The organism is Empedobacter sp. UBA7494 (assembly GCF_002478465.1).
GTDB classification, from domain to species: Bacteria; Bacteroidota; Bacteroidia; order Flavobacteriales; family Weeksellaceae; genus Empedobacter; species Empedobacter falsenii_B.
The window spans coordinates 1-24,596 of the sequence record NZ_DLOC01000101.1 but is presented as its reverse complement, the minus strand read 5'-3'; the positions used below and the strand labels follow the sequence as shown (position 1 = coordinate 24,596).

At 32.8% G+C, this 24,596-nt stretch carries 23 protein-coding genes and 1 tRNA gene; 10 read left to right on the top strand and 14 right to left on the bottom strand.

Going from position 1 to position 24,596, the window contains the following annotated elements:
- The first annotated feature begins 28 nt into the window (after positions 1–28).
- Positions 29–526, top strand: a complete 498-nt coding sequence (locus B4E95_RS12105; protein ID WP_291091738.1) for a dihydrofolate reductase — start codon at positions 29–31, stop codon at positions 524–526.
- A 69-nt stretch (positions 527–595) separates the two neighbouring features.
- Here the strand turns inward: B4E95_RS12105 and B4E95_RS12100 are convergent, their stop codons facing one another.
- The 6 genes from B4E95_RS12100 to B4E95_RS12075 form a co-directional block, all read right to left on the bottom strand.
- Positions 596–1,972: a nucleoside permease gene (locus B4E95_RS12100; protein ID WP_291064143.1), complete on the bottom strand. Its 1,377-nt coding sequence runs from the start codon at positions 1,970–1,972 to the stop codon at positions 596–598.
- An 18-nt stretch (positions 1,973–1,990) separates the two neighbouring features.
- The gene (locus tag B4E95_RS12095; protein WP_291091736.1) at positions 1,991–2,623 is read right to left on the bottom strand and encodes a bifunctional nuclease family protein; all 633 of its coding nucleotides are present in this window, start codon (positions 2,621–2,623) and stop codon (positions 1,991–1,993) included.
- 108 nt (positions 2,624–2,731) lie between these two features.
- A complete protein-coding gene (locus B4E95_RS12090) occupies positions 2,732–3,688 on the bottom strand; it encodes an electron transfer flavoprotein subunit alpha/FixB family protein (protein WP_291074277.1) in 957 nt (318 codons plus the stop codon).
- A gap of 26 nt (positions 3,689–3,714) precedes the next feature.
- Positions 3,715–4,461 carry an electron transfer flavoprotein subunit beta/FixA family protein gene (locus B4E95_RS12085; protein WP_291064140.1) on the bottom strand — a complete coding sequence of 249 codons (747 nt, stop codon included), beginning with the start codon at positions 4,459–4,461 and terminating at the stop codon, positions 3,715–3,717.
- A gap of 68 nt (positions 4,462–4,529) precedes the next feature.
- Positions 4,530–5,363 (bottom strand): twin-arginine translocase subunit TatC, encoded by an 834-nt coding sequence (gene tatC / locus B4E95_RS12080; protein ID WP_115001876.1) that lies wholly within the window; start codon positions 5,361–5,363, stop codon positions 4,530–4,532.
- 4 nt (positions 5,364–5,367) lie between these two features.
- Positions 5,368–6,333, bottom strand: a complete 966-nt coding sequence (locus tag B4E95_RS12075) for a KpsF/GutQ family sugar-phosphate isomerase (protein WP_291091734.1) — start codon at positions 6,331–6,333, stop codon at positions 5,368–5,370.
- 164 nt (positions 6,334–6,497) lie between these two features.
- Here B4E95_RS12075 and recQ point away from each other — a divergent pair, with 164 nt between their 5' ends.
- The 5 genes from recQ (at position 6,498) to B4E95_RS12050 (ending at position 12,341) form a co-directional block, all read left to right on the top strand.
- Positions 6,498–8,699: a DNA helicase RecQ gene (gene recQ, locus B4E95_RS12070; RefSeq protein WP_291091732.1), complete on the top strand. Its 2,202-nt coding sequence runs from the start codon at positions 6,498–6,500 to the stop codon at positions 8,697–8,699.
- A 66-nt stretch (positions 8,700–8,765) separates the two neighbouring features.
- Positions 8,766–10,301, top strand: coding sequence for a 2,3-bisphosphoglycerate-independent phosphoglycerate mutase (gene gpmI, locus B4E95_RS12065; RefSeq protein ID WP_291091730.1), 1,536 nt, complete (start codon positions 8,766–8,768; stop codon positions 10,299–10,301).
- A gap of 27 nt (positions 10,302–10,328) precedes the next feature.
- Entirely contained in the window at positions 10,329–10,751 is a 423-nt protein-coding gene (locus tag B4E95_RS12060) for a BT0820 family HAD-type phosphatase (protein ID WP_291091728.1), read from the top strand.
- Entirely contained in the window at positions 10,748–11,557 is an 810-nt protein-coding gene (gene map / locus B4E95_RS12055) for a type I methionyl aminopeptidase (protein ID WP_171621819.1), read from the top strand. Before B4E95_RS12060 ends, map begins: the two co-directional genes overlap by 4 nt.
- Positions 11,558–11,567: 10 nt before the next feature.
- Positions 11,568–12,341, top strand: coding sequence for a class I SAM-dependent methyltransferase (locus B4E95_RS12050; RefSeq protein ID WP_171621818.1), 774 nt, complete (start codon positions 11,568–11,570; stop codon positions 12,339–12,341).
- A 62-nt stretch (positions 12,342–12,403) separates the two neighbouring features.
- Here B4E95_RS12050 and B4E95_RS12045 read toward each other — a convergent pair whose 3' ends face one another.
- From B4E95_RS12045 to B4E95_RS12035, 3 genes are all read right to left on the bottom strand, one after another.
- A complete protein-coding gene (locus tag B4E95_RS12045; RefSeq protein ID WP_291091726.1) occupies positions 12,404–13,138 on the bottom strand; it encodes a GLPGLI family protein in 735 nt (244 codons plus the stop codon).
- A gap of 18 nt (positions 13,139–13,156) precedes the next feature.
- Positions 13,157–14,179 carry a hypothetical protein gene (locus B4E95_RS12040; protein WP_291091725.1) on the bottom strand — a complete coding sequence of 341 codons (1,023 nt, stop codon included), beginning with the start codon at positions 14,177–14,179 and terminating at the stop codon, positions 13,157–13,159.
- A 366-nt stretch (positions 14,180–14,545) separates the two neighbouring features.
- On the bottom strand, positions 14,546–15,067 hold the full coding sequence (locus B4E95_RS12035) for a hypothetical protein (RefSeq protein WP_291091723.1): 522 nt from the start codon (positions 15,065–15,067) through the stop codon (positions 14,546–14,548).
- A gap of 211 nt (positions 15,068–15,278) precedes the next feature.
- On the opposite strand from B4E95_RS12035, the gene B4E95_RS12030 reads away from it, so the two are divergent.
- Positions 15,279–15,488, top strand: a complete 210-nt coding sequence (locus B4E95_RS12030; RefSeq protein ID WP_291091721.1) for a hypothetical protein — start codon at positions 15,279–15,281, stop codon at positions 15,486–15,488.
- Between the two features lie 11 nt (positions 15,489–15,499).
- Here B4E95_RS12030 and polA read toward each other — a convergent pair whose 3' ends face one another.
- Both polA and B4E95_RS12020 read right to left on the bottom strand, forming a co-directional pair.
- Positions 15,500–18,337, bottom strand: a complete 2,838-nt coding sequence (polA, locus tag B4E95_RS12025) for a DNA polymerase I (protein ID WP_291091719.1) — start codon at positions 18,335–18,337, stop codon at positions 15,500–15,502.
- A gap of 75 nt (positions 18,338–18,412) precedes the next feature.
- Positions 18,413–18,745: a 2Fe-2S iron-sulfur cluster-binding protein gene (locus tag B4E95_RS12020; RefSeq protein ID WP_180905218.1), complete on the bottom strand. Its 333-nt coding sequence runs from the start codon at positions 18,743–18,745 to the stop codon at positions 18,413–18,415.
- 143 nt (positions 18,746–18,888) lie between these two features.
- On the opposite strand from B4E95_RS12020, the gene B4E95_RS12015 reads away from it, so the two are divergent.
- On the top strand, positions 18,889–19,680 hold the full coding sequence (locus tag B4E95_RS12015; protein ID WP_291091717.1) for a TIGR00266 family protein: 792 nt from the start codon (positions 18,889–18,891) through the stop codon (positions 19,678–19,680).
- Between the two features lie 109 nt (positions 19,681–19,789).
- Positions 19,790–21,235, top strand: a complete 1,446-nt coding sequence (locus B4E95_RS12010; protein WP_291091715.1) for a DUF5723 family protein — start codon at positions 19,790–19,792, stop codon at positions 21,233–21,235.
- 61 nt (positions 21,236–21,296) lie between these two features.
- Here B4E95_RS12010 and B4E95_RS12005 read toward each other — a convergent pair whose 3' ends face one another.
- The 3 genes from B4E95_RS12005 to B4E95_RS11995 all read right to left on the bottom strand — a co-directional run bounded on the left by B4E95_RS12005 (position 21,297) and on the right by B4E95_RS11995 (position 23,956).
- Complete coding sequence (locus B4E95_RS12005) at positions 21,297–22,349, bottom strand: NAD(P)/FAD-dependent oxidoreductase (protein WP_291091713.1); 1,053 nt, start codon at positions 22,347–22,349, stop codon at positions 21,297–21,299.
- A 148-nt stretch (positions 22,350–22,497) separates the two neighbouring features.
- Positions 22,498–22,571, bottom strand: a tRNA-Met gene (locus B4E95_RS12000).
- 203 nt (positions 22,572–22,774) lie between these two features.
- Positions 22,775–23,956, bottom strand: coding sequence for a pyridoxal phosphate-dependent aminotransferase (locus B4E95_RS11995; RefSeq protein ID WP_291091712.1), 1,182 nt, complete (start codon positions 23,954–23,956; stop codon positions 22,775–22,777).
- Positions 23,957–24,067: 111 nt separating this feature from the next.
- Here B4E95_RS11995 and tpx point away from each other — a divergent pair, with 111 nt between their 5' ends.
- On the top strand, positions 24,068–24,568 hold the full coding sequence (gene tpx, locus B4E95_RS11990) for a thiol peroxidase (RefSeq protein WP_291091710.1): 501 nt from the start codon (positions 24,068–24,070) through the stop codon (positions 24,566–24,568).
- Positions 24,569–24,596: the final 28 nt, after the last annotated feature.

The following is a 24,596-nucleotide window of genomic DNA, read 5'->3' as shown; positions in this document are numbered from 1 at the left end:
AAGGATAGCTTTTTTTACCTTATAACTTATGATAAACATTGTAGTAGCAAAAGCAAGCAACAACGTAATTGGTGCAAAAAACGATTTGATTTGGCATTTACCAAATGATCTGAAACATTTCAAAAGTATAACTTCTGGACATCCTATTATTATGGGACGAAAAACGTTCGAATCATTGGGTAGACCTTTACCAAATCGTACCAATATTGTTGTAACAGGAGATCAGAATTGGAATGCAGAAAGTATCGAAATAGCTTCTTCTTTACCAAAAGCAATAGAAGCTGCGAAAAAAATTGACGATGATATTTACATTATCGGTGGTGGAAATATTTATAAACAAGCGATGGAATTTACAGATGTTTTGTACATCACAGAAGTTCATCACGAATTTGATGGAGACACTTATTTTCCAGAAATTGACTCGGACGAATGGGAAGAAGTTGAGCGAGAAGATTTCAAAAAAGATGAAAAGCATCCGTATGCTTACTCCTTTGTGACGTATAAAAGAGCAGATAAAGAAAATTAGAAAACTTACGAGCATAAAAAAAAAGCAAGAACCAAAATTCTTGCTTTTATATTTTATTAATTTAACAACTTAATGCTTAACATCTTGTACTTCGTCTGGATTGTGTTTATGTTTAAATAAAATAGCAAATAAAATAGCAATTACTAATGCATATAATGCAAATGTTAGCCAGATATGCTCCCAATCTTTAAACATTAATGCTTTATCAAAAACTCCGTCAGTAATAGTAATTCCATTATTTTTAATATAATCTAGCATTAAGTTATTATCTGGGGTAGTATCTAAAAACACAGATAATTCTTGTGTGTTATTGAATGATTTTGTGAAGTATTTATCAATTAACCATCCCGAAGTTAAACTGCCGAAAACAGCTCCAAAACCATTTGTCATCATCATAAATAATCCTTGTGCAGAAGATCTTATTCTAGAATCAGTATTTGTTTCAACAAATAATGATCCCGAAATATTAAAGAAGTCGAAAGCCATTCCGTAAACAACACAAGATAAAATAATCATCCATAAACCTTCTTGCGGATTAGAGAATCCTAATAATCCGAAACGTAAAACCCAAGCTAACATTGAGATTAACATTACTTTCTTAATACCATATCTCTTTAAGAAAAATGGAATTGCAAGAATAAATAATGTCTCAGAAACTTGAGAAATTGACATAATAATTGTAGAATATTTAATAACAAATGAATCAGCATATTTCGGAAAGTGTTTAAACTCATCCAAAAAAACATCTCCATAAGCATTCGTTAATTGTAATGCTCCACCCAAAAACATTGCAAAAATAAAAAACAATGCCATTTTATAATTCGCAAACAATTTAAACGCATCCAACCCTAACAACTGAACAAAACTTGTAGATTCAGTATTAGTTTTTTGTGGTTTACAAGCTGGTATTGTAAAAAAAGCGTACAATCCAAGAATAACAGCTGCTACTCCAGCAATATAAAACTGATATTCGGTTGCTTTATTACCAGAAAGATTTGTAATCCACATTGCAACAATAAACCCAACAGTTCCCCATACTCTAATTGGAGGAAAATCTTTTACAACATCATAATTATTAGATTTTAAAACAGTGTAAGAAATCGAGTTATTTAAAGCAATTGTAGGCATATAACAAGCCATTGCTATCAACATAACCCAAAAAAAAGTATTCGGATCATTTACTTGAGGTAAATAAAAAAGTACTGCAGCATAAGCTATATGTAAAAATCCATACAACTTTTCTGCATTAATCCACCTATCTGCAATTATACCTGTTATTGTAGGCATTATTAATGAAGCGAAACCCATTGTTGAAAATATTAACCCAAATTTGGTTCCATCCCATTGTTTTGTACCAAACCAATAGTTTGCGATAGTTATTAACCATGCTCCCCAAACAAATAATTGTAAGAAGTTCATGATGATTAGTCTAGTTTTTAAAGACATAATTATTTGAAATAGTTATTAGTTTTCCATGTTATCGATTTGATCACGAAGGCGAGCTGCCAATTCGTAATCTTCATTTTTCACAGCTTTTTCCATCTCAGCTTCAAGCTCAGATTTTGTCCAACCTTCATATTCATTGATTTCAGACAAATCACTTTCTAAACCAGCTAAGATATCCAAATCATCTTCGAAGTTATTTGCTGCGCGACGTATATTTTCTTCTTCTTCAATAACGTCCAAATGAATTCCAGCTTTTTCTACAACATTATCATAGGCATAGATAGGTGCATTGAAACGAACAGCCAACGCAATTGCATCAGAAGTTCTCGAATCAATTTCGGCACGTTGTCCATCGTTATTCACAAAAATAATATTCGAATAGAAAACGCCATCTTCTAATTTATAAATATAAATAGATTCAACATTCAATTGAAATTCTTTTCCTAATGAAATAAACAAATCGTGTGTTAATGGACGAGGTGGATTAATATCTTTCTCTAAAGCTAATGCGATTGATTGCGCTTCGAAGCTCCCAATAATAATAGGTAACTTTCTTCCTCCTACATTTTCCTCAAGAATCAACGCATATGCGCCAGTCTGAGTTTGACTGTAAGAAATTCCTTTAATATTTAATCTAATTAAATTGTCCATTTGGGTGTAAATCTATGAAAAACTGATGAATATTTAATCTTTTTTTAATGAATAAAAAAAATCCGAACCACCTAAATGATTCGGATTGAATTTATAATCTTAAAATGATTAAGCTTGACCTTTATATTTTTTTAACTCTTCAGTTAATTTAGGAACAATCTCAAAAGCATCTCCTACGATTCCGTAATCAGCTGCTTTGAAGAAAGGCGCTTCTGGATCATTGTTAATAACAACAATTGTTTTAGATCCGTTAACTCCAGCTAAGTGCTGAATAGCTCCTGAAATACCAACTGCGATGTATAAATTTGGCGCAATTGCTTTTCCTGTTTGTCCTACGTGCTCAGCATGAGGTCTCCAACCGATATCAGCAACTGGTTTAGATGACGCTGTAGCAGCTCCTAAAACTTTTGCTAAATCTTCGATCATTCCCCAGTTTTCAGGACCTTTCATTCCACGACCTGCAGAAACTACGATATCAGCTTCTTTCAAATCGATTTTATCAGAAGAAGCCATTTCTGTTGAAACAACTTTTACTTTAGCATCTGCATCAGAAACTGATATTGAAGCTGATTCTTCTGAACCAGAAACTGCATTTTCTTTTGCTCCGAATGCGTTTTGTAAAACTGTAACTACAACTTTTCCTGAAACTGCAACAGTTTCTACTCCTTTTCCAGAGAATGCTTTACGCGCAACTGTGAATGGAGAAACTGCTGTTGGAGCTTTTTCTACATTTGTTACTAAAGATGCTCCTGTTTTGTATGCTAAAACTGGTGCTACAGTAGCTCCTTCGTTTGTTGATGGTAAAACCACAACATCTCCTTGAGCAACTTCAGCCAAAGCTTTTGCGTAAGAATTTGCATCAAATTTTGCTAAAGCTGCATTCTCAATTTTAACTACTTTAGATGCTCCATATTTATATAATTCGTCAGCAGCAGCATTTCCAAAAACGATTGCTGTAACAGTATCTCCAGCAACATCAGCTGTAGCTTTTGCGTAAGAAACTGCTTCTAATCCTGCTTTTTTATATTTTCCGTCGTGTGACTCTGCGTATACAAAAATTGCCATTTTTTAATTTCTTTTTAGGTGAATAATTAGATTACTTTAGCTTCTTCGTGTAATAATCTTACCAATTCTGCTACATTGTCTTTGTCGATTAATGTTACATTACCTCTTTCAGCAGGTTTTACATAACCAACAACTTCAACTTTACTTTCTGTCGTTTCTGGGGCAACAACTGCGATTTGTTTTGTACGCGCTTGCATAATTCCTCGCATGTTAGGAATTCTTAATGCAGCTTCATCAACCAATCCTTTTTGTCCTGCGATAACAGCTGGTAAGGCAACCTCTACGGTTTCTTTTCCTCCATCAATTTCGCGAACAGCTTTTGCAGAAGAACCTTCTACATCAAGACCGATACATCCGTTTACAAAACCATAATCTAACATTGCTGCAACTAATCCTGGTACAGAACCTCCATTATAATCAATTGACTCTTTTCCTGTCAATACTAAATCGAAACCACCATCTTTAGCAGCTTTTGCGATTTGTGTAGCAACAAAGAAATCATCGCGAGCATCAGCATCAATACGAATTCCATCATTCGCACCAATTGCTAAAGCTTTACGCATAACTGGATCTACAGTTGCATCTCCAACAGTTAAAATGGTAACAGTAGCACCTTGTTTTTCTTGTAACTCTACTGCTTTGTTTAAACTAAATTCGTCGTGCGGGTTAATAACGAACTGAACGCCATTTTTGTCAAATGATTTTCCGTCAGCTGTGAAGTTGATTTTTGCTGTAGTATCTGGTACACTACTAATACAAACTAATATCTTCATAATTTTGTGTTTACTTTTTCTTTTATGTAAAAATAACTAATTTATTTTATTATGCAAGCATAACATTGTTAATTCTTTACTAAGTCGTTACTTTTCGCTTTCAGTTGTTTTTTATAAACTGAATTTGAAACCAATACACTTAGTTCATACAATAACCAAAGAGGAATTGTAACTAAAATCATACTGTACACATCGTTTGGTGTAATTGCAGCTGCAATCACTAATACAACAATAAATGCGTGTTTACGGTATTCTTTCAAAAATTTTGGTGTTAAGATTCCAATACTCGTTAAGAAGTAAACGAAAACAGGCATCAAAAACATAACTCCCATCGATAATAATAATTGAACAAATAAATCGATATAACTTGGCAACGTCCATGTATTTCCTACACCAAAAGGATCGTAAGTGAATAAAAATTGTGTACACAATGGTAGCAACATATAGTAACTAAATAAGACTCCTGTTACAAAGAAAAACGAAACAGCGAAAATGGTAAATCCTGCATATTTTCGTTCAGCTTCTTTTAATGCTGGTTTTACAAATCGCCAAATTTCAAAAATAATATAAGGAATTGCGATAATTACACCACACACAATTACTGCAAAAAATTGTGAAGTGATCTGTCCTGATGGATTAAGATTGGTCAATTCTTTCGAAATATCAAATGATTCGGTATAAATTTTTCCGAAACCTGTTAATTCACCAAATTGATTAAAAATATCAAACGTTGGAAAAGTTGATTTTAATGGAGCCATAATCACATGTTCCACCAATTCGTCCCAATAAATAGCGACTGCAATAGATGTAATCACAATTGATAAAATAGAACGAACCAAATGTCCTCTCAACTCACCAATATGAGCCAAAAATGACATACTCGATTTTGTATTATCTGCCATACGCTTATTCGATTCCTTCGTTTAAAATTGAGTGAATATCCAAAATTCCATAATAATGATTTTCTTCATCAACCACCACCAATTGTCCAATACTGTTGTGACGAAGAATCGCTAAAGCTTCTCTTGCTTTTTCAGCTTTTTTGATTGTTTTCGGATTCATTGAAGCAATATCTTTCGCAGTTAAATGTGCAAAAGTTTCATTATTTAATAACATTCGGCGCAAATCTCCATCTGTTATCACACCAACAATTTTATCATTATCAATCACAACTGTAATTCCATGACGACCTGATGTTAATGAATTAATGACTTCTGTAATCGAAGAATCTGGATGCACAGAAGGTTTTCTTTCTGGATCAACAATATTTTCTACTGTCCACAATAATCGTTTTCCTAAAGCTCCACCTGGATGATATTTTGCAAAATCGTTTTGTGTAAACGCTCTCAATTTCATCAAAGCAACTGCCAAAGCATCACCCATTACCAATTGAGCCGTTGTAGAAGTTGTTGGTGCCAAATTTACTGGACAAGCTTCTTTATCAATATTAACATCCAAAACAATGTCTGAATTTTTTGCTAATTCTGATTTCAAATTTGATGTCAATCCAATCAAAACCGAAGCATATTGTTTAAGAATCGGAGCTAAATATGTAATCTCTGGCGTATTTCCACTTTTCGAGATACAAATCACCACATCTTCTGGTCGTACAAGACCCAAATCGCCATGAATGGCTTCCGTCGCATGTAAAAATTGACTTGGAGTTCCGGTAGAATTTAACGTTGCTACAATTTTATTTGCAATATGTGCACTCTTTCCAACTCCAACAACTACCAACTTTCCTTTCGTGTTATATATTGCATTTACCGCATCAACAAAAGACTCGCTAATACGAGAAGCTATTGCTTCCAGCGCTTGAATTTCTTCTCGAAAAACACCTTGCGCTATTTGTATTAATTCTGAATTTCCCACAATAAAATTTCTATTGTCTATTTTTAAAATTTTTCGTACTTTTACTCTCCTTTTTTATTTACACTCAATTATATATAAAACATATAAAATTTATGCGTATATTTAAGAGTTATCAAATATAGGAACTATTTAATTTATAATATTAATTTTAGTCTTTTGTGTAGATGGAAGCCACTTCGAAAAACTTAACATCTTACCTAAAAAAATATTTTGGTTTCGACCAATTTAAAGGACAGCAGCACGAAATCATTACAAGCTTATTAAATAAAGAAGATGTATTTGTTTTGATGCCAACTGGCGGAGGTAAGTCTTTATGTTATCAACTACCGGCATTAATGTCAGATGGAGTTGCGATTATTGTATCCCCTTTAATCGCGCTGATGAAGAATCAAGTAGACGCTATACGTGGAATTTCTGAAAATGATGGAATTGCCCACGTATTAAACTCATCTTTAAACAAGTCAGAAACGAAAACAGTTATGACAGATATTAAAGATGGGGTAACTAAAATGTTGTACGTTGCACCCGAATCTTTGACAAAAGAAGAATACATCGATTTCTTTAAATCGGTAAAAATTTCTTTTTTTGCTATTGATGAAGCGCACTGTATTTCTGAATGGGGACACGATTTTCGACCAGAATATCGTAATCTAAAAGCGATTATCAACAAAATTGGTGATGCGCCAATTATTGCTTTAACTGCAACAGCAACACCAAAAGTACAAGAAGATATTCAGAAAACTTTGGGAATGCAAAGCGCTAAAGTTTTTAAAGATTCTTTTAATCGTACGAATTTATTTTACGAAATCCGCCCAAAGGTTGATCAAGACAAACAAATCATCAAATTTATCAAACAAAACGATGGTAAATCTGGTGTCATTTATTGCTTGAGTCGTAAAAAAGTTGAAGAAATTACGCAACTTTTACAAGTAAACGGAATCAATGCTATTCCTTATCACGCAGGTTTAGATGCCAAAACACGTAGCAAACATCAAGATATGTTTTTGATGGAAGATGCAAGTGTCGTTGTCGCTACAATTGCTTTCGGAATGGGAATTGACAAGCCAGATGTACGTTTTGTAATGCATTACGATATGCCAAAATCGTTAGAAAGTTATTACCAAGAAACTGGTCGTGCAGGTCGCGATGGTGGTGAAGGTGTTTGTATTGCTTTCTATGATTATAAAGATATCGAAAAGTTAGAAAAATTCTTAGCAAGTAAACCTGTTGCAGAACGCGAAGTTGGAATGCAATTACTTTCTGAGGTTGTAGCATATGCCGAAACTTCGATGTCGCGTCGTAAATTTTTGTTACATTATTTTGGAGAAGAATTCGACGACAAAAACGGCGAAGGGGCAAATATGGACGACAATATGCGCAATCCTAAAAAAATGATTGAGGCAAAAGATGATGCTGTTATTGCATTGAAGGTTGTTCAGAAAACAAATCAAAAATTAAAATTAAATGATGTTGTAAATGTTATCGTTGGTAAAGAAACTTCGATTACAAAATCATATAATTTGAGCTCCGAAGATTTCTTTGGAATTGGAAAATTGAAAGAAGATTATTATTGGAAATCTATTTTACGCCAATTAATTGTTCGTAATTTATTAGAGAAAGAAATCGAATCGTATGGTATTTTAAAAATTACCAAAGCAGGAAAAGATTTCATTAGTAAACCAACTTCTTTTGAAATTGCCGAAGATATTGATTTCAAAAAATTGTTATCAGAAGGTAGCTTTGATAAAGAAGAAACGTCTTCTACTCCTATTGCTTTTGATGATGTTTTATTGAAACAATTGAAAGATTTACGTAAAAAAATCTCTAAAAAACATCAGATTCCACCTTTTGCTGTTTTCCAAGATTCAAGTTTAGATGATATGACAATGCAATACCCAACAACAGTTAAGGAGTTAACAAATGTGTTTGGAGTTGGAGAAGGAAAAGCTCAGAAATTCGGAAAAGAATTTGTAGATTTTATTGCGCAATATGTAAAAGACAATGATATCATTCGTCCTGAAGATATGGTGATTAAACAAGTTGCGGACAAATCGAGCCACAAAGTTTATATCATTCAATCAACAGATAGAAAGTTAAATCTTGAAGATGTTGCGGAAGCAAAAAATATGACGATGAGCGATTTGCTTTCAGAAATGGAAAGTATCGTTTATCAAGGAACAAAATTAAATATCAATTATTACATTGACGAAGTTTTGGACGAAGACCAACAAGAGGAAATTTATGAATTCTTGATGGATGCAGATACCGACTCAATGTCATCATTGTTAGATGAATTTGGTGACGATTATGATGAAGAAGAATTACGTTTGATGCGTATCAAATTCATCAGTGAAGTCGCAAATTAAACCATACAAAAAATAAACTTTCAGCCCAAGGAATGCTTATCTTTGGGCTTAATTATTACAAGAAAAATGAACAATAAAGCAATATTAATGATTTTGGACGGATGGGGAATTGGACCAAACCCTGCTGTTTCTGCAATCGCGCAAGCAAATACACCTTTTATAGATAGTTGTTTCGAGAAATTTCCGCATTCTACGTTGGATACATTTGGTTTAGCCGTTGGTTTACCAGAAGGACAAATGGGGAATTCGGAAGTTGGACATATGAATTTGGGTGCTGGACGAGTGGTTTTCCAAAACTTAGTTCGAATCAATATGGCAGTTGAAAACGGAACATTACAAAACGAACCAATCTTAAAAGATGCTTTTCAATATGCTTTAGAGAATAACAAAAAAGTACATTTCATCGGTTTAGTTTCTGATGGTGGTGTACACTCACATATCAATCATTTGAAAGGTTTGTTGGATGCAGCAAATCAATCAGGTTTACAACAAAATGTTTTTGTACATGCTTTCACAGATGGTCGTGATACAGATCCAAAATCTGGCGAAGGATTTATCACAGAATTGATAAACCACATGACAAAATCAACAGGAGAAATCGCTTCGATTACTGGTCGTTATTATGCAATGGATCGTGATAAACGTTGGGAACGTGTGAAATTAGCATACGATGCAATGGTAAATGCAGTTGGTGAAACAACAACAAATCCATTAGAAGCAATTCGTGCATCTTATAATGAAGGCGTGACAGATGAATTCATCAAACCGATTATTGTAACGGATGGAAATGGTCAACCAAAAGCTAAAATCGAGAATGATGATGTAGTGATTTGTTTTAATTTTAGAACTGATCGTGGACGTGAAATCACAGAAGTTTTAACGCAACATGATTTTCCAGAATTTGGAATGCATAAATTAAATCTAAAATATATCACTCTTACAGAATATGATGCTACATATACTGGAGTTGCGGTAATTTTTGATGAGAAAAATATTGTAAATACGTTAGGAGAAGTTATTGCGAATGCTGGTCGTAAGCAAATTCGTATTGCTGAAACTGAAAAATATCCCCACGTAACTTTCTTTTTCAATGGTGGTCGCGAAGAACCTTTCGTTGGTGAATCTCGTATTTTATGTGCTTCGCCAAGAGATGTTGCGACTTACGATTTGAAACCAGAAATGGCAGCATATGATATTACAAATGCAATTGTACCAGAAATCGAAAAAGAATCAGCGGATTTCATTTGTCTTAACTTCGCTAATACAGATATGGTTGGACATACAGGTGTTATGTCTGCGGCAATAAAAGCTGCTGAAGTAGTAGATTCTTGTGCGGAAAAAATTATAAATGCAGCTTTAGAACATGGTTACAATGTGGTGATTTTGGCTGATCACGGAAATTCAGATTTTATGATGAACGAAGATGGATCACCGAATACGCAACATACAACGAATCCTGTTCCATTTATTTTGGCTCAGAAAAATATCGAATGGAATGTTGAACATGGTAAACTTGGAGATATTGCACCAACTATCTTAACTTTGATGGGAATTGAAATTCCAACTGAAATGACCGGAAACATTATTGTTCAAAAAAAATAACCTAAATAACTTTAAATACTTACAAACATGATTAATAAAATTATTGCTGTTGACTTTGATGGAACTGTGGTAGATGATAAATATCCAGAAATTGGAAAAGCTAAAATCTTCGCTTTCGAAACATTGAAACAATTACAAAACGACGGATATCGCCTTACTTTATGGACTTATCGTAGTGGTAAATACTTAGATGAGGCTGTAGAATTCTGTAAAAAAAATAGAATTGAGTTTTATGCCATCAACAATAGTTTTGACGGAGAGGATTTTGATAAAAATACGCAAAGTCGAAAAATAAATGCCGATATCTTTATCGACGATAGAAATTTAGGAGGTTTCCCAGGTTGGAGTGACGTTTATCAAATCATTACAAAAAAGATTGAATTAAGTGTTCACGCAAACGGGCAAAAAGCTCCTGAGAAGAAAAAGAAAAGAGGATTTTTCGGATTATGATACATTTAAAAAGTAAAGAAGAATTAGAACTAATGTACCTAAGCGCTCAATTGGTTTCAAAAACCTTGGGTATGTTAGCCAAAGAAGTAGTGCCTGGTGTTACAACCAATCATTTAGATAAATTAGGAGGCGAATTTATTCGCGACAATGGTGGATATCCTGCATTTTTAGGAATGTACGATTTCCCTAAAAACCTTTGTATTTCTCCAAATCAACAAGTTGTTCATGGAATTCCAAACGATGAACCACTTAACGAAGGAGATATTGTTTCGGTAGATTGTGGTGTTTATATGAATGATTTTTACGGAGATCACGCTTATACATTTGCGGTTGGAGAAATTGATGCTGAAACAGAAAAATTACTTCGTGTTACAAAAGAATCTATGTTCAAAGGTATTGAACAAATGAAAAAAGGTAATCGCGTAGGTGATATTGGTTTTGCCATTCAACAACATTGTGAAAAAGAAGGTTACGGTGTCGTGCGTGAATTGGTAGGACATGGATTAGGTCGCAAAATGCACGAAGAACCTCAGGTTCCTAATTATGGACGTCGCGGATCAGGTAAAAAAATAGAAGAAGGTTTAGTATTAGCAATCGAACCAATGGTAAATATGGGAACTGAAAAAGTTTTCTTTCACCCAGATGGTTGGACAGTTACTACACGCGATGACAAATATTCGGCTCACTTTGAGCACGATGTCTGTGTAGTAGATGGCGAACCAAAATTATTGTCAACTTATCAGTTTATTTACGATGCTTTAGGTATCAAATCTGACGAAGAAAAACCATTTTTATTCAAACCTTAAGAAAACTTTTGTGAAAAAGCTTTTAAAAAAAATCATGAATATTCTACCTCGTCCTTTACTGATTCAAGGTAGTTATATTATTCGTCCAGTTTTGGTTTGGTTCATGAAAGGAAATCGTTTCGTAGACCCAATAGATGGACAAGGTTATTACAGTTTGTTGCCTTATGGTTACGAAAAACAACGCGATAACGTGCTTTCTCCAGGAACTTTTTCGTTAGAAAGACATCGTTTGATGTGGTTATACCTCAAAAATGAAACTTCTTTTTTTACAGAAAAAGCAAAAGTTTTGCACATCGCACCTGAACAATCTTTTATCAAGCGCTTTCGCTCAATGAAAAACCTTGAGTACATTACAAGTGATATCGAGTCGCCTTTAGCCGATGTAAAAGCTGATATTTGCGATTTACCTTTTGGAGATGATACATTCGATATTGTTTTTTGTAATCACGTATTAGAACATATTCCTGATGATCACAAAGCCATGAGTGAATTATTTCGTGTGATGAAACCTGGTGGTTGGGGAATTTTTCAAGTTCCTATTTCGTATCAACGCGATGTGACTTATGAAGATCCAACGGTAACATCGAAAGAAGAACGAAAAGAAAAATTTGGACAATATGATCACGTTCGTGTCTATGGTTTAGATTATTACAAACGCTTAGAAGATGTAGGGTTTATCGTCGAGAAAGTTGATTATACCAAACAAATTCCGTCAGAAGATGTTCAAAAATACTGTTTAGAAAAAGGAGAAATTTTACCAGTTGTTCGCAAACCAATGGTATAATTCAAAAAAAATAGTCAAAACTAAAGCGTTACCTTTTATGGGTAACGCTTTTATTTTGGAAACTATTTTTCTACACCCTCATTTGATGATTTTCTTATCGAGTTTAAATCATCTTGCATTTCTTGAAAGGTTAAGATTTTACCTTTTGTTGGTAAAGTGATATCAAGTTTTTTAGTCAAAATTTCCAATTGATTAATTTTAAAAATCGTTTTGAAATATGGTGTAATAATTTCAGTTTGCAGAATCAAACCTGGCAAATTCGCAAAATTATACGGACCATCTTTGTACTTTATTTCTGGCGAATACCAAGCTATAAATGTATTTCCTTCCTTATCTTCTCCAATCGCTTTCACGACATTATAACAATTAATCACCGCTTTTTCTTTCGTTAATTGCCAATTAAAATCAGGTATATTTTCTTTAACCAAATACGTTTTGACGTTAATATCAAATTGTTTATAATATTCATTTTTTGAAAAATCTTTATACAAAGGATTTTGTTCCGATTTCAAAATCTCTTGCACAACCATATCCGATTCATCTTGTGCATTATTTATTTTCGTATCAGCTTTGAAAATAGATAACACATTGTTACTTTCTAAAATAAAATCTACAAAAATACCTCGGTCAATTGCAGACTTGAAAGCGGTTTGTAAATTTTTGGGAAACATATCTTTGGATTGTTCGTAATCAAAAATAAATTCGGCTTTATACGTCGCTCTAATACTTTCTTTTTCTGATTGAGCAAAAAGATTAACTCCTAAAAATAATGTAATTCCTACAATTATATTTTTCATTTTATTGTGATTTTTTTATTATTTAAAACTTCTACGGATATCCATTTTTTCATTCACCGATTTATTGAATTCTGGAAAAGGTTGCGTGCTAAAATCTTTTACTTCAAGATTTATTTTTACATTAACATTATGATCACTTCCATCATTTTCTTTATAATCTGTACTCCAAGTTCGCATTAATTCTTTCAAAATATACTTTCCTTGATAAGGTCTATACTTGTAATAAGTATTTACAAAATTTACTGTTTGTTTTTCCTTATTAAATTTCAAATCTTCTGCATCCATGCTATATTCAACAATTGCATAAGAATCTTTTGCAATTAAAAATCGGTGATAAACATGATCTAACAAATAAAATTCGTACATCAATTCATTTCCATACATCGTCAAATTCACTGTTGATACTTTATATTTAGTATAATACTTCAAATAACTATTCACTTTATTTTTTAAACTTATTTCACCTAAAATAGGATTTAGCTTAATTATATATCCATAATTTGGTTCATTTATTATTCTTATATTAACTCTATTATATGACTTAATACTCAAATTATCTTTTTTGAATCGTAATTGTAAATCTAAATCAATAAAATCTCTTTTCGTTGAATCAACAACTTCATCAAGCACAAAATTCACTTTATAAAAATGCTGTTCTGTATTAAAGTTCTTATCGTAATTTTCGATTACTTTTTGTAAAATATCCTCAGCTTTCAGATTTGTAACAAAAGCTTCTTTCAACTCAACTTCGGAAACTTTCTCAAGTTTGATGATCATTTCTGGTTTCAATTCTGAAACCTTAATTATCGCATCTTGATAATCTTTTTTCGAAACGATTAATTCATCATTTTGCGTAACATTACTTAAATCAACAACAGCTTTTCCTTCTTGATCCGAAACAAAATTCTTTGTCGAGTTTTTGAAATATACATCTGCATCATCAAGCGGTAAATTACTCGAAAAGTCTGTAATTTTTATATTTACGATTTGAGCATTTACACATATCGCAAATAATGTTAAAAAATAAAATAGTTTTTTCATATAATTTAAAATCAATAATGAATTAAAGATATATTTTAATCTCGTTAAGAATTTGTTAATCAGAATATTTTATAGATATTTTAACAAAAAAAGCGCTACTAAAAAGTAACTCTTTATAATTATTGTAAATAATATTTTTCTCATGAGCAGTACAATAAAAGCGATATAAAGAAAAAAGGAGTGTTGTCAGAAAACTAATGTTATGGAAAAGAATACTTTAATTCAAAATTACTCTTACAAGATAAAAAAATTGTTAAATTTGTTCTACCAAAAAGGAAGGAGAAAGAGGCAACGTGAGGACATGGTAACGAAACAAATAAGCTTGGTTAAAATTTAACCAAGCTTATTTTGTTATTAAAATTTCACTTATTTTTTTGATTTAAAACCCAAACCTTCAAATTCTTGAGTAACTGTTGATTCCTTTTTGCATTCTGAAGAACAATGAGAACAACTGCAATTACCTCCCCATATAGAAGCATCACAACCTTGTGAACAATTTGTAGATGTGCATTTACAAGTTAATCCTTCGCTCATTAAAAGAGTATTATCAGGATTTGCTGTAAAAACATGTGCAATACTTACACCTTTATCTGTTTTACCTCTTAAAACATACATTCTTTTTGATTTTTGTTCTTCTGATTTTTCATCATTAGATAATTCTCTTAAAGAAATATTCTTAAGTTGATCTTCTTCCTTTAAATTAACATCTTTTTTTATTTTACTTATAATTTCTTCACCACTTAAAATATTTTCAACATTAAATTTTGATGAAGAAAAATTATTTTCCATTGGTTTTAATGTATCAATATTTTTTGCTGTTATATATTCAGCAGTCTCACATGATAATAACATAATAAACGTAAAAATAAAACATAATACTTTTTTCATAATAATTTAATTTATAACTAGTTATAAATATAATAAAAAAATAATTGTTTTGTTAGAAATGCTAAAAAACCTTTCATCCTCTATTTAAAAGAAAAATAATGGTGTGTGTTTTTTGTGTCCTTTCAAAAAAATCCTTTTACATAGGTTTGATATTGTGTCAGCAGTAAAAAAATCAATCTGTTGACTTTTTTATATATAAAATAAAATGAAAATGGATTTTGAAAATTTAATCTCTATGATAATTGATTCGGAATATACTCCGAAAATCATTCAAATGATAATAACAACTGGATGGAATTTATTTGATAAGTATTTAATGAAAAAATTAGAAAACCAACCAAAAAAACAATTACAACCAATCCAACGAAAAATAATAACAAAAAAACGCCACTCAATGAGTGGCGTTTATAAAATATTGTAACAGTTAAAATTTTAGTGCGCTTCTAACCAATTTGCTCCTACTCCGACTTCTGCAATTAACGGAACATCCATTTGCATTGCAGCTTCCATAGTCGATTTGATTAATTCAGAAACTTTTTCAACCTCATCTTTTGGTGCATCAAAAATTAACTCATCATGCACTTGTAAAATCATTTTGGTTTTATAATTTTTTTTCAATTCTTTCTGAATTTGAATCATTGCCATTTTAACGATATCCGCCGCAGTTCCCTGTATTGGCGCATTCACTGCATTTCGCTCTGCATGCGAACGAACAACTGCATTTCTCGAATTAATATCTTTCAAATAACGACGACGTCCCATCAACGTTTCTACAAAACCTTGATCACGAGCGATCTCAACTTGTGTTTCGATATATGCTTTCAACGTTGGATACGTTTCGTAATAGGCATCAATCAAAACTTTCGCTTCTTTACGCGAAATATTCGCTTGTTCTGCCAAACCAAAAGCCGAAACACCATAAATAATTCCAAAGTTTACAGTTTTCGCTTGACTACGTTGTTCACGAGTAACCTCATCTAATGCGACATTAAATACTTTTGCTGCTGTAGATGCGTGAATATCTTCTCCTTGTTTGAAAGCTTCTACCATTGCAGGATCTTGTGACATTTGTGCAATCAAACGCAATTCAATTTGCGAATAATCGGCAGAAATAATCACATGATTTTCATCTCGCGCAACAAAGGCTTTACGAATTTGCTGACCTTCTTCTGAACGAATCGGAATGTTTTGTAAATTCGGATTTACAGAAGACAAACGTCCCGTTGCAGCAACCGTTTGCGCGTATGTTGTATGCACGCGACCAGTTTTTGGGTTCACCAATTCTGGCAACGCATCAATATAAGTCGATTTTAATTTTTGTAATTGACGGTACTCTAAAATATCATTGATAATTGGATGCTTATCTTTCAGTTTTGATAAAATTTCTTCTCCTGTTGCATACTGACCAGTTTTAGTTTTCTTCGCTTTTGGATCTAATTGTAATTTATCAAACAAGATTTCTCCCAATTGTTTTGGCGAATTAAGATTAAACTCTTCTCCAGCATCTTGGTGAATTTTTGTTTCTAATTCTCTTAATTTCGCTTCGTGTTTTACCGAAAGTTCTTTCAAGAACGGAACATCCAAATTAACACCTTCCAATTCCATATCAGCCAAAACTTGCATCAATGGCATTTCAAGATCAGTGAATAATTTGTGTGTATTTGATTTGATTAATTCTGGTTCGAAAAGATTTTTCAACTGATTTGTAATATCAGAATCTTCTACTCCATATTCGGTTTGCTCCATCAACGGAACATCACGGAAATTCTTTTGATTCTTTCCTTTTTTTCCAATCAAACTTTCGATTGAAACTGGTTGATAACTCAAATATGTTTCTGACAACACTTCCATATTGTGACGCATATCTGGATTAATCAAATAATGCGCAATCATCGTATCAAAATTTTGACCTAAAACAACAATGTCATATTTGTTTAAAACTTTAATATCATATTTTAGATTTTGACCAATTTTCGAAATTGATTCATCTTCAAAAAATGGTTTAAATTCGTTGATAATTGCTTTTGTTTCTTCAAAATCTGTTGAAAAAGGAAGATAATAACCTTTTCCTTTTTCCCAAGAAAATGAAATTCCAACCAATTCTGCTTCTAACGCATCCAAAGACGTTGTTTCTGTATCGAAAGTCACTTCTTTTTGTTTCAGAATATTTTTCAACAATAATTCTCTTCCTTTTTTCGTATCGATTAATTGATACAAATGATTGGTTGTTGAAATATCTGTAAAAGCTGAATTTTGTGGAACGATTTCTTCATCAGACGTAAAATCGAACAATGATTGTTGAGCCATTTGCACTTGATTCGAAGAAATCTGACTTGCCGCAGAAATTTCTTCTTGCGCTTCTTTGATAATTCCCGAAACATCCAAACCATAAATTCTGTAAACCGTTTCTAACATACGACGGAATTCTAACTCCGTGAAAAGTTCAGTAACTTTTTCTATATCTGGCGGGCAAACCGTTAAATCTTCTTCATCAAATTCTACAGGAGCATCAGTAATAATTGTAGCTAATTTTTTTGATAAAATTCCAAGTTCTTTATTTTCTTCAATTTTTTCTTTGGCTTTACCTTTCAGCTTATCTGTATTCGCTAAAAGTCCTTCCATCGAACCAAATTCTTTCAAATATTTACTCGCAGTTTTCGCTCCAACACCTGGTAAACCTGGAATATTATCGACAGCGTCTCCCATCATCCCAAGATAATCTATCACTTGAATTGGATCATCGATTTCAAATTTTTCTTTGACTTCTTCAATTCCCCAAATCTCCACACCTTTTCCGTTTGCAGCAGGACGATACATCTTGATTTTGTCCGTTACCAATTGCGCAAAATCCTTATCAGGCGTTACCATATAGGTTGTGTAACCAGTTTTTTCAGCTTTTTGAGCCAAAGTTCCGATCACATCATCTGCTTCATAACCTTCGGCAAAAAGCACTGGAATTTTTAACGCACGTAAAATATCTTGAATATACGGAACTCCTTGACGAATTGCTTCTGGCGTTTCATCACGATTTGCTTTATATTCAGGAAAATCTACCGTACGAACTGTTGCTTGACCAACATCAAAAACAACTGCTAAATGCGTTGGTTGTTCACGGCGAATAACATCGAACAAGGAATTTGTAAATCCCATAATTGCCGATGTATTGAAACCTTTTGAGTTGATTCGTGGATTTTTTATAAATGCATAATATCCTCTAAAAATTAAGGCATAGGCATCTAACAAAAAAAGTCTTTTATCTAATTGATTCATATAATTTTCGTTATGCGAAAAGCGATGAGCGTAAAGCGAAAATTCTCACAAATCGCTAACCGCAATACGTTTATTTTAATATTCTGGTGCTAATTCAACAACCAATCCATCCATTTCATCCGAAAGATGTAACTGACAACCTAAACGTGAATTATCTTTCACATTAAAAGCCTCTGCTAACATTGCATCTTCATCAGGCGTCATTTCTGGCAATTGAATTTCTGGTGTCAACACATAACATTGACAAGAGGCACACATCGCCATTCCACCACAAATACCAATGGTTCCTTCTGGTGCTAATTCGTATGCACGCACAAGCTCCATAATATTCATATTCATATCAGTAGGCGCATCGACTTCGTGCGAAACTCCTTCTCTATCTATAATTGTAATTTTAATATCTGCCATAACACTTTTTCAAGTTACACAAAAATACGGATTGTTTACTTTCAAAAAAAGAATATGCCTCATTGGATTATATTTAATACTAATTTTAAATAAGAACTGTTACGAATTACGAATTTTGTCTACTAATTGGTAAAATTAAAAAAATGAATGCACACGAAATAGATTATAAAATTTACGGCGAAGAAATGCAATTTGTCGAAATTGAATTGGATCCACAAGAAACTGTTGTAGCAGAAGCAGGTAGTTTTATGATGATGGATGATGGCGTAAAAATGGAAACAATTTTTGGCGATGGTTCGCAACAAAGCGGTGGACTTTTCGGAAAATTATTAAACGCTGGAAAACGAATGTTAACTGGTGAAGGTTTGTTTATGACTTCGTACACGAATTACGGGCAAGGAAAAAAGAAAGCATCTTTTGCTGCACCATATCCAGGAAAAATTGTTCCGATTGATTTACCAGAAGTAAATGGAAAATTTATTTGCCAGAAAGATGCTTTTCTTTGTGCTGCAAAAGGTGTTTCGGTTGGAATTGAATTTAATCGAAAATTAGGAACTGGACTTTTTGGAGGAGAAGGTTTCATTATGCAAAAATTAGAAGGCGACGGAATGGCTTTCATTCATGCTGGTGGAACATTGCATCGTCGAGTTTTACAAGCTGGCGAAGTCTTGAAAGTCGATACGGGTTGCATTGTTGGATTCGAACAATCTGTTCAATACGACATCGAATTTATAGGCGGAATTAAAAATACATTTTTCGGAGGAGAAGGTGTTTTCTTTGCAACTTTGAAAGGGCCAGGAGTTGTGTATATTCAGTCTTTACCTTTTAGTCGATTGGCCGATCGTATTATTGCTCATGCTCCTTCTGCGGGTGGTTCTTCTCAAGGTGAAGGATCTATTTTAGGAGGTTTAGGAAGATTAATTGATGGTGATTAAAATTTAATTTTATAAAGAAGGGTTTCAAATTGAAACTCTTTTATTTTTATACGGAAAACCGTAATTTATTTCGATTGATTTTTCTTATTTTTAATAAAAATTTCATCGTTTGAAAAAACTTCTATTAACCGTTATTTCTTGTTCAGGATTTACTTTTGGACAAAATATTTTATCTTTTAGTAATGATCAATATAGCGGGATTAACGGTAGTGTTTTTTCTCCGACAACTCCATATTTTAACCCGAATAAATGGGATGTCAATATTATTTCTGAGGATATTTTATTCAGAAATGATTACGCTTACATATCCGATCAAAACGTATTAGGTTTAATAAAAGGTGAAACAAAATCAGCAAATATAAAAGCTGGAATAAGAGGAGATACACATTCTAATATTTTAGATTTCACAACTAAAAATACGATTTCTTATCATTTAGAAAATGATCTTATGGGACCTTCGGTTTCTTTTAAAAAGAAAATTAATAATCAAACTTATCGTCTTGGAATTTTTACCCGACTTCGTACACAAGGTTCTATTAAAGATTTAGATAATTATTTTCGTTTTAGTAATCAGAATGAAATAGAACCAAAAAATTATGAGTTTGAACCTACAAAGACAAATGCAATGAATTGGGCTGAATTAGGCTTAAATGTTGCGACAAATTTGTATACAACTAATACTTCTGAAGTTATTATTGGGGCAAATATTAAATATCTTTTGGGTTTAGATGGCGCGTATATCAAAAGTAAAAACGCGATAAAATTAGAAGCTGAACCAACTATAACAAGTACAATCGACAATCCTGATGCAAATATTTATGCGTCAAATTATGATATAAAAGCAGGATATTCTACCAATTATGATTTTGATCGAGATAAATATGTTTTACGAAATAGAGGAAATGGAGTTGGAATAGATTTAGGAATTTCTTTTGTGAACAGAAGAGCGAATGATGAATTATATGATTTCAAATTTTCGGCAAATTTATTAGATGTTGGATTAGTAAAATTCAGAGGCGATAACCATCATTTCTACAATCCCTCGCAAAGAGTTCAAATTCGTAATAATCCAAAATTAGATGGAGTTGAATTTGAAAGTGTTGATCAATATTTAGGACTTTTGAGCAAAGAAGTTTATGGTGATGAAACAAAATCTAAAACGGGAAATAATTTTTCGATCGGTTTACCAACGAGTTTACATCTTAATCTGAGTAAAAAAATTATTGAAAATCATTACTTAAATTTCAATTTGATGCAACGAATTCCAGTTTTTGAAAATAGTTTGAAACGTATCAATGTGCTACAAACTTCTTATACTATCCAAAAAAATGGATTTGGAATTGGACCTTCCCTTTCTATCTATGATTTTGAAAATATAACATTTGGTGGGTATGTAAGAATTGGCCCTCTAATTTTGGGCAGTGATAATGCAATTCCAATCGTTTTTAAACAGAAAAAATTAACTTCTGCGAACTTTTATTTTGGATTAAAATTTTATCCTTTTTGGGACAATGAAGCCAAAAGACGAAGTAGAGAACCTTGTGAATGTGAATAAAAAAAACCTTTTACGCAAAACGTAAAAGATTTAAAAAATATTTCTATTTATTTTGTTAAAATTAGTCAATAGCTTTGACAACCGCTTTTTCGGCTTCTTTTCTTGTCCCGTCGAAACCATCAACACCAGAAACTGTTGTGTATTTCAAGACAAATTTTTTCCCAGGATTCATTCTATTGTAAACAGACTGACACATTAGCGTTGCTTCATGGAAACCACATAAAATCAACTTCAATTTTCCTGGATAAGTATTTACATCACCAATCGCGTAAATTCCTTCGATATTTGTTTGATAATCTAAAGCATTATTTACTTTAATAGCGTTTTTCTCAATCTCCAATCCCCAATTTGCAATAGGACCTAGTTTTGGAGAAAGACCAAACAATGGAATAAAATAATCTGTTTCAAGTTCAAAAATTTCACCTTCTTTTTCAATTACCAAACTTTCCACTTTTCCTTCACCTTTGATTCCAGTAATTTCAGCTGGAGTAACCAAATTAATTTTTCCTGATTTTTTCAATTCAATTACTTTATCAACAGAATCTAACGCTCCACGGAACTCATTTCTTCTGTGTACCAACGTAACTTCGGCAGCAACATCAGCCAAGAAAATAGACCAATCCAAAGCAGAATCACCACCACCAGCAATTACGATTTTTTTATCACGGAACAATTCAGGATTTTTTACAAAATACTCCACTCCATTTTCTTCGTATGCTTCGATGTTTTCGATAATTGGTTTACGAGGTTCAAAAGATCCAAGACCACCTGCAATCGCAACCGCTTTTCCTTGCACTTGCGTTCCTTTATTTGTTGTTACAATAAAAGTTCCGTCTTCTTGCTTATCGATTGTTGCAGCTTGTTCGTTCAATGTAAAACCTGGCTCAAATTGTTTGATTTGCTCCATTAAGTTATCAATCAATTCACCTGCACCAACAGAAGGATAACCAGGAATATCAAAAATTGGTTTTTTTGGATACAATTCTGTCAATTGCCCTCCAGGTTGAGGAAGAGCATCAATAATATGACATCTCATTTTTAATAAACCTGCTTCGAAAACGGCAAAAAGACCAGTTGGTCCAGCTCCGATTATAACTATATCTGTTTGAATCATTTTTTTGAATTTTATTTAGAACGTTATTAAATTGGATGCAAATTTAATGAATTTGAAAGGATTAATCGATGATTATCATCAGAAGTCTAATAATATTTATTGATAATAAAAAAGACAAATTCAATAATGAATTTGTCTTTTGAATTTGTAGCGAAGAGCAGAATCGAACTGCCGACCTCAGGGTTATGAATCCTGCGCTCTAACCATCTGAGCTACCTCGCCTTGTTTTTAGTGGTGCAAATATAAGAGGTTATTTTCGATTAAAACAAATCTTTTTTGAAATATTTTCAATAAAAAGTCGCTTAAATAGGCTAATCAATTGAATTTCATTAAAATTAAAATCACATTTTTTTTAAGAAAATATCATCCACAAAAAAATCCTCAAGTAAAACTTGAGGATTTTGATATTTTATCTATTTTTCTACTTACGCTAAAGCATTTTTGATACGTGTCATTGCTTCTTTCAACTCTTCTACAGACGCCGCATACGAGATACGAATACAATTTTTAGACCCGAAAGCCGAACCAGAAACAACTGCAACTTGTGCATGCTCTAATAAATATAAAGCTAAATCATCTGCATTGTTAATTGTAACGCCATTGTATGTATTTCCGAAAGTTGCCGTAACATCTGGAAATAAATAGAAAGCTCCTTTTGGTTCGTTTACTTTGAACGTTGGAATTTCTCTTGCCCAACCTAACATCAATTCACGACGTTCTGCAAACGCATCAACCATGTATTGAACAGAACTTGGATCTGCTTCTAAAGCCGTAATTGCAGCACGTTGCGCGATAGATGTTGCTCCCGAAGTTACTTGCCCTTGTAATGTTTCGCATGCTTTTGCTAACCAAGCTGGCGCTCCAATGAAACCGATTCTCCATCCTGTCATCGCAAAAGCTTTTGCTAATCCGTTAACTGTTACCGTTTGGTTATAAACTTCTGGGAAAGATGCTATCGAAACATTTTTTTCTCCGTAAACAATGTGCTCATAAATCTCGTCCGAAATAATAATCACATCTTGATATTTTGCTAAAACAGTTGCTAAACCTTGTAATTCTTCCCTTGTATAAACTGATCCTGACGGATTACAAGGAGATGAATAAATAATAGCACGAGTTTTATCTGTAATTGCAGCTTCTAACTGTGCTGGTGTAATTTTGAAATCAGCTTCTAAAGTTCCTTCCACAAAAACTGGCGTTCCTCCTGATAATTCTACGATATCTGAATAAGAAACCCAATAAGGTGTTGGAATAATTACTTCAGTTCCTTCGTCTACAATTGCTTGTAAAACATTATAAATAGATTGTTTTGCTCCTGTAGAAACAACAACTTGATTTGCTGTATATTCAATATTGTTATCACGTTTAAACTTCTTACAAATCGTTTCCTTCAAATCTGCATACCCTGCAATTGGAGGATATCCTGAATAATTATCGTCGATCGCTTTTTTAGCTGCCTCCTTGATAAAATCTGGTGTATTGAAATCTGGTTCTCCAATACTTAAACTAATCACATCGATTCCTTGTGATTTTAATTCTCTTGCTTTCGCAGACATTGCAATAGTTGCAGATGGTTTCAAATTCTGTAAACGCTTTGAAAGTTGCATAATATTTGTGTGTTATTTGTAATGTAACAATTTATTGTTGCGAAGATACTTTTTTCTCCGTAGAATTTTGTTACTTTTAATCATTAAAAATCTAGAATAAAACAAAAAATTATGGCTGAAATTACATTCAAAGGAAATCCTATTCATACAGGCGGAGATTTACCAACAGTTGGTGAAAAAGCCCCAAGTTTTGCTTTAACAGCAGGCGATTTAAGCGACAAAACATTGGCTGATTATGCTGGGAAAAATGTTGTTTTAAATATTTTCCCAAGTGTTGACACTGGTGTTTGTGCGCAATCTGTACGAACTTTTAACAAAGAAGTCTCTTCTGCTGCAAATACAGTTGTGTTATGTATTTCGAAAGATTTACCTTTCGCTTTATCTCGTTTTTGTGCTGCCGAAGGTTTGGATAATGTAGTCACTTTATCTGATTTCAAAAATGAAGAGTTTGCAAATGCTTATGGTGTAAAAATGGTTGATGGACCATTAAATGGATTATTTTCTCGCGCTGTTGTAGTGATTGATCCAAATGGAGAAGTTGCTTATGCAGAACAAGTTCCTGAAATTGGACAAGAACCAGATTACACACATGCTTTAGCTGCAATTAAGTAATCAAAATAGTGTAACGTCCTGAAAAAAT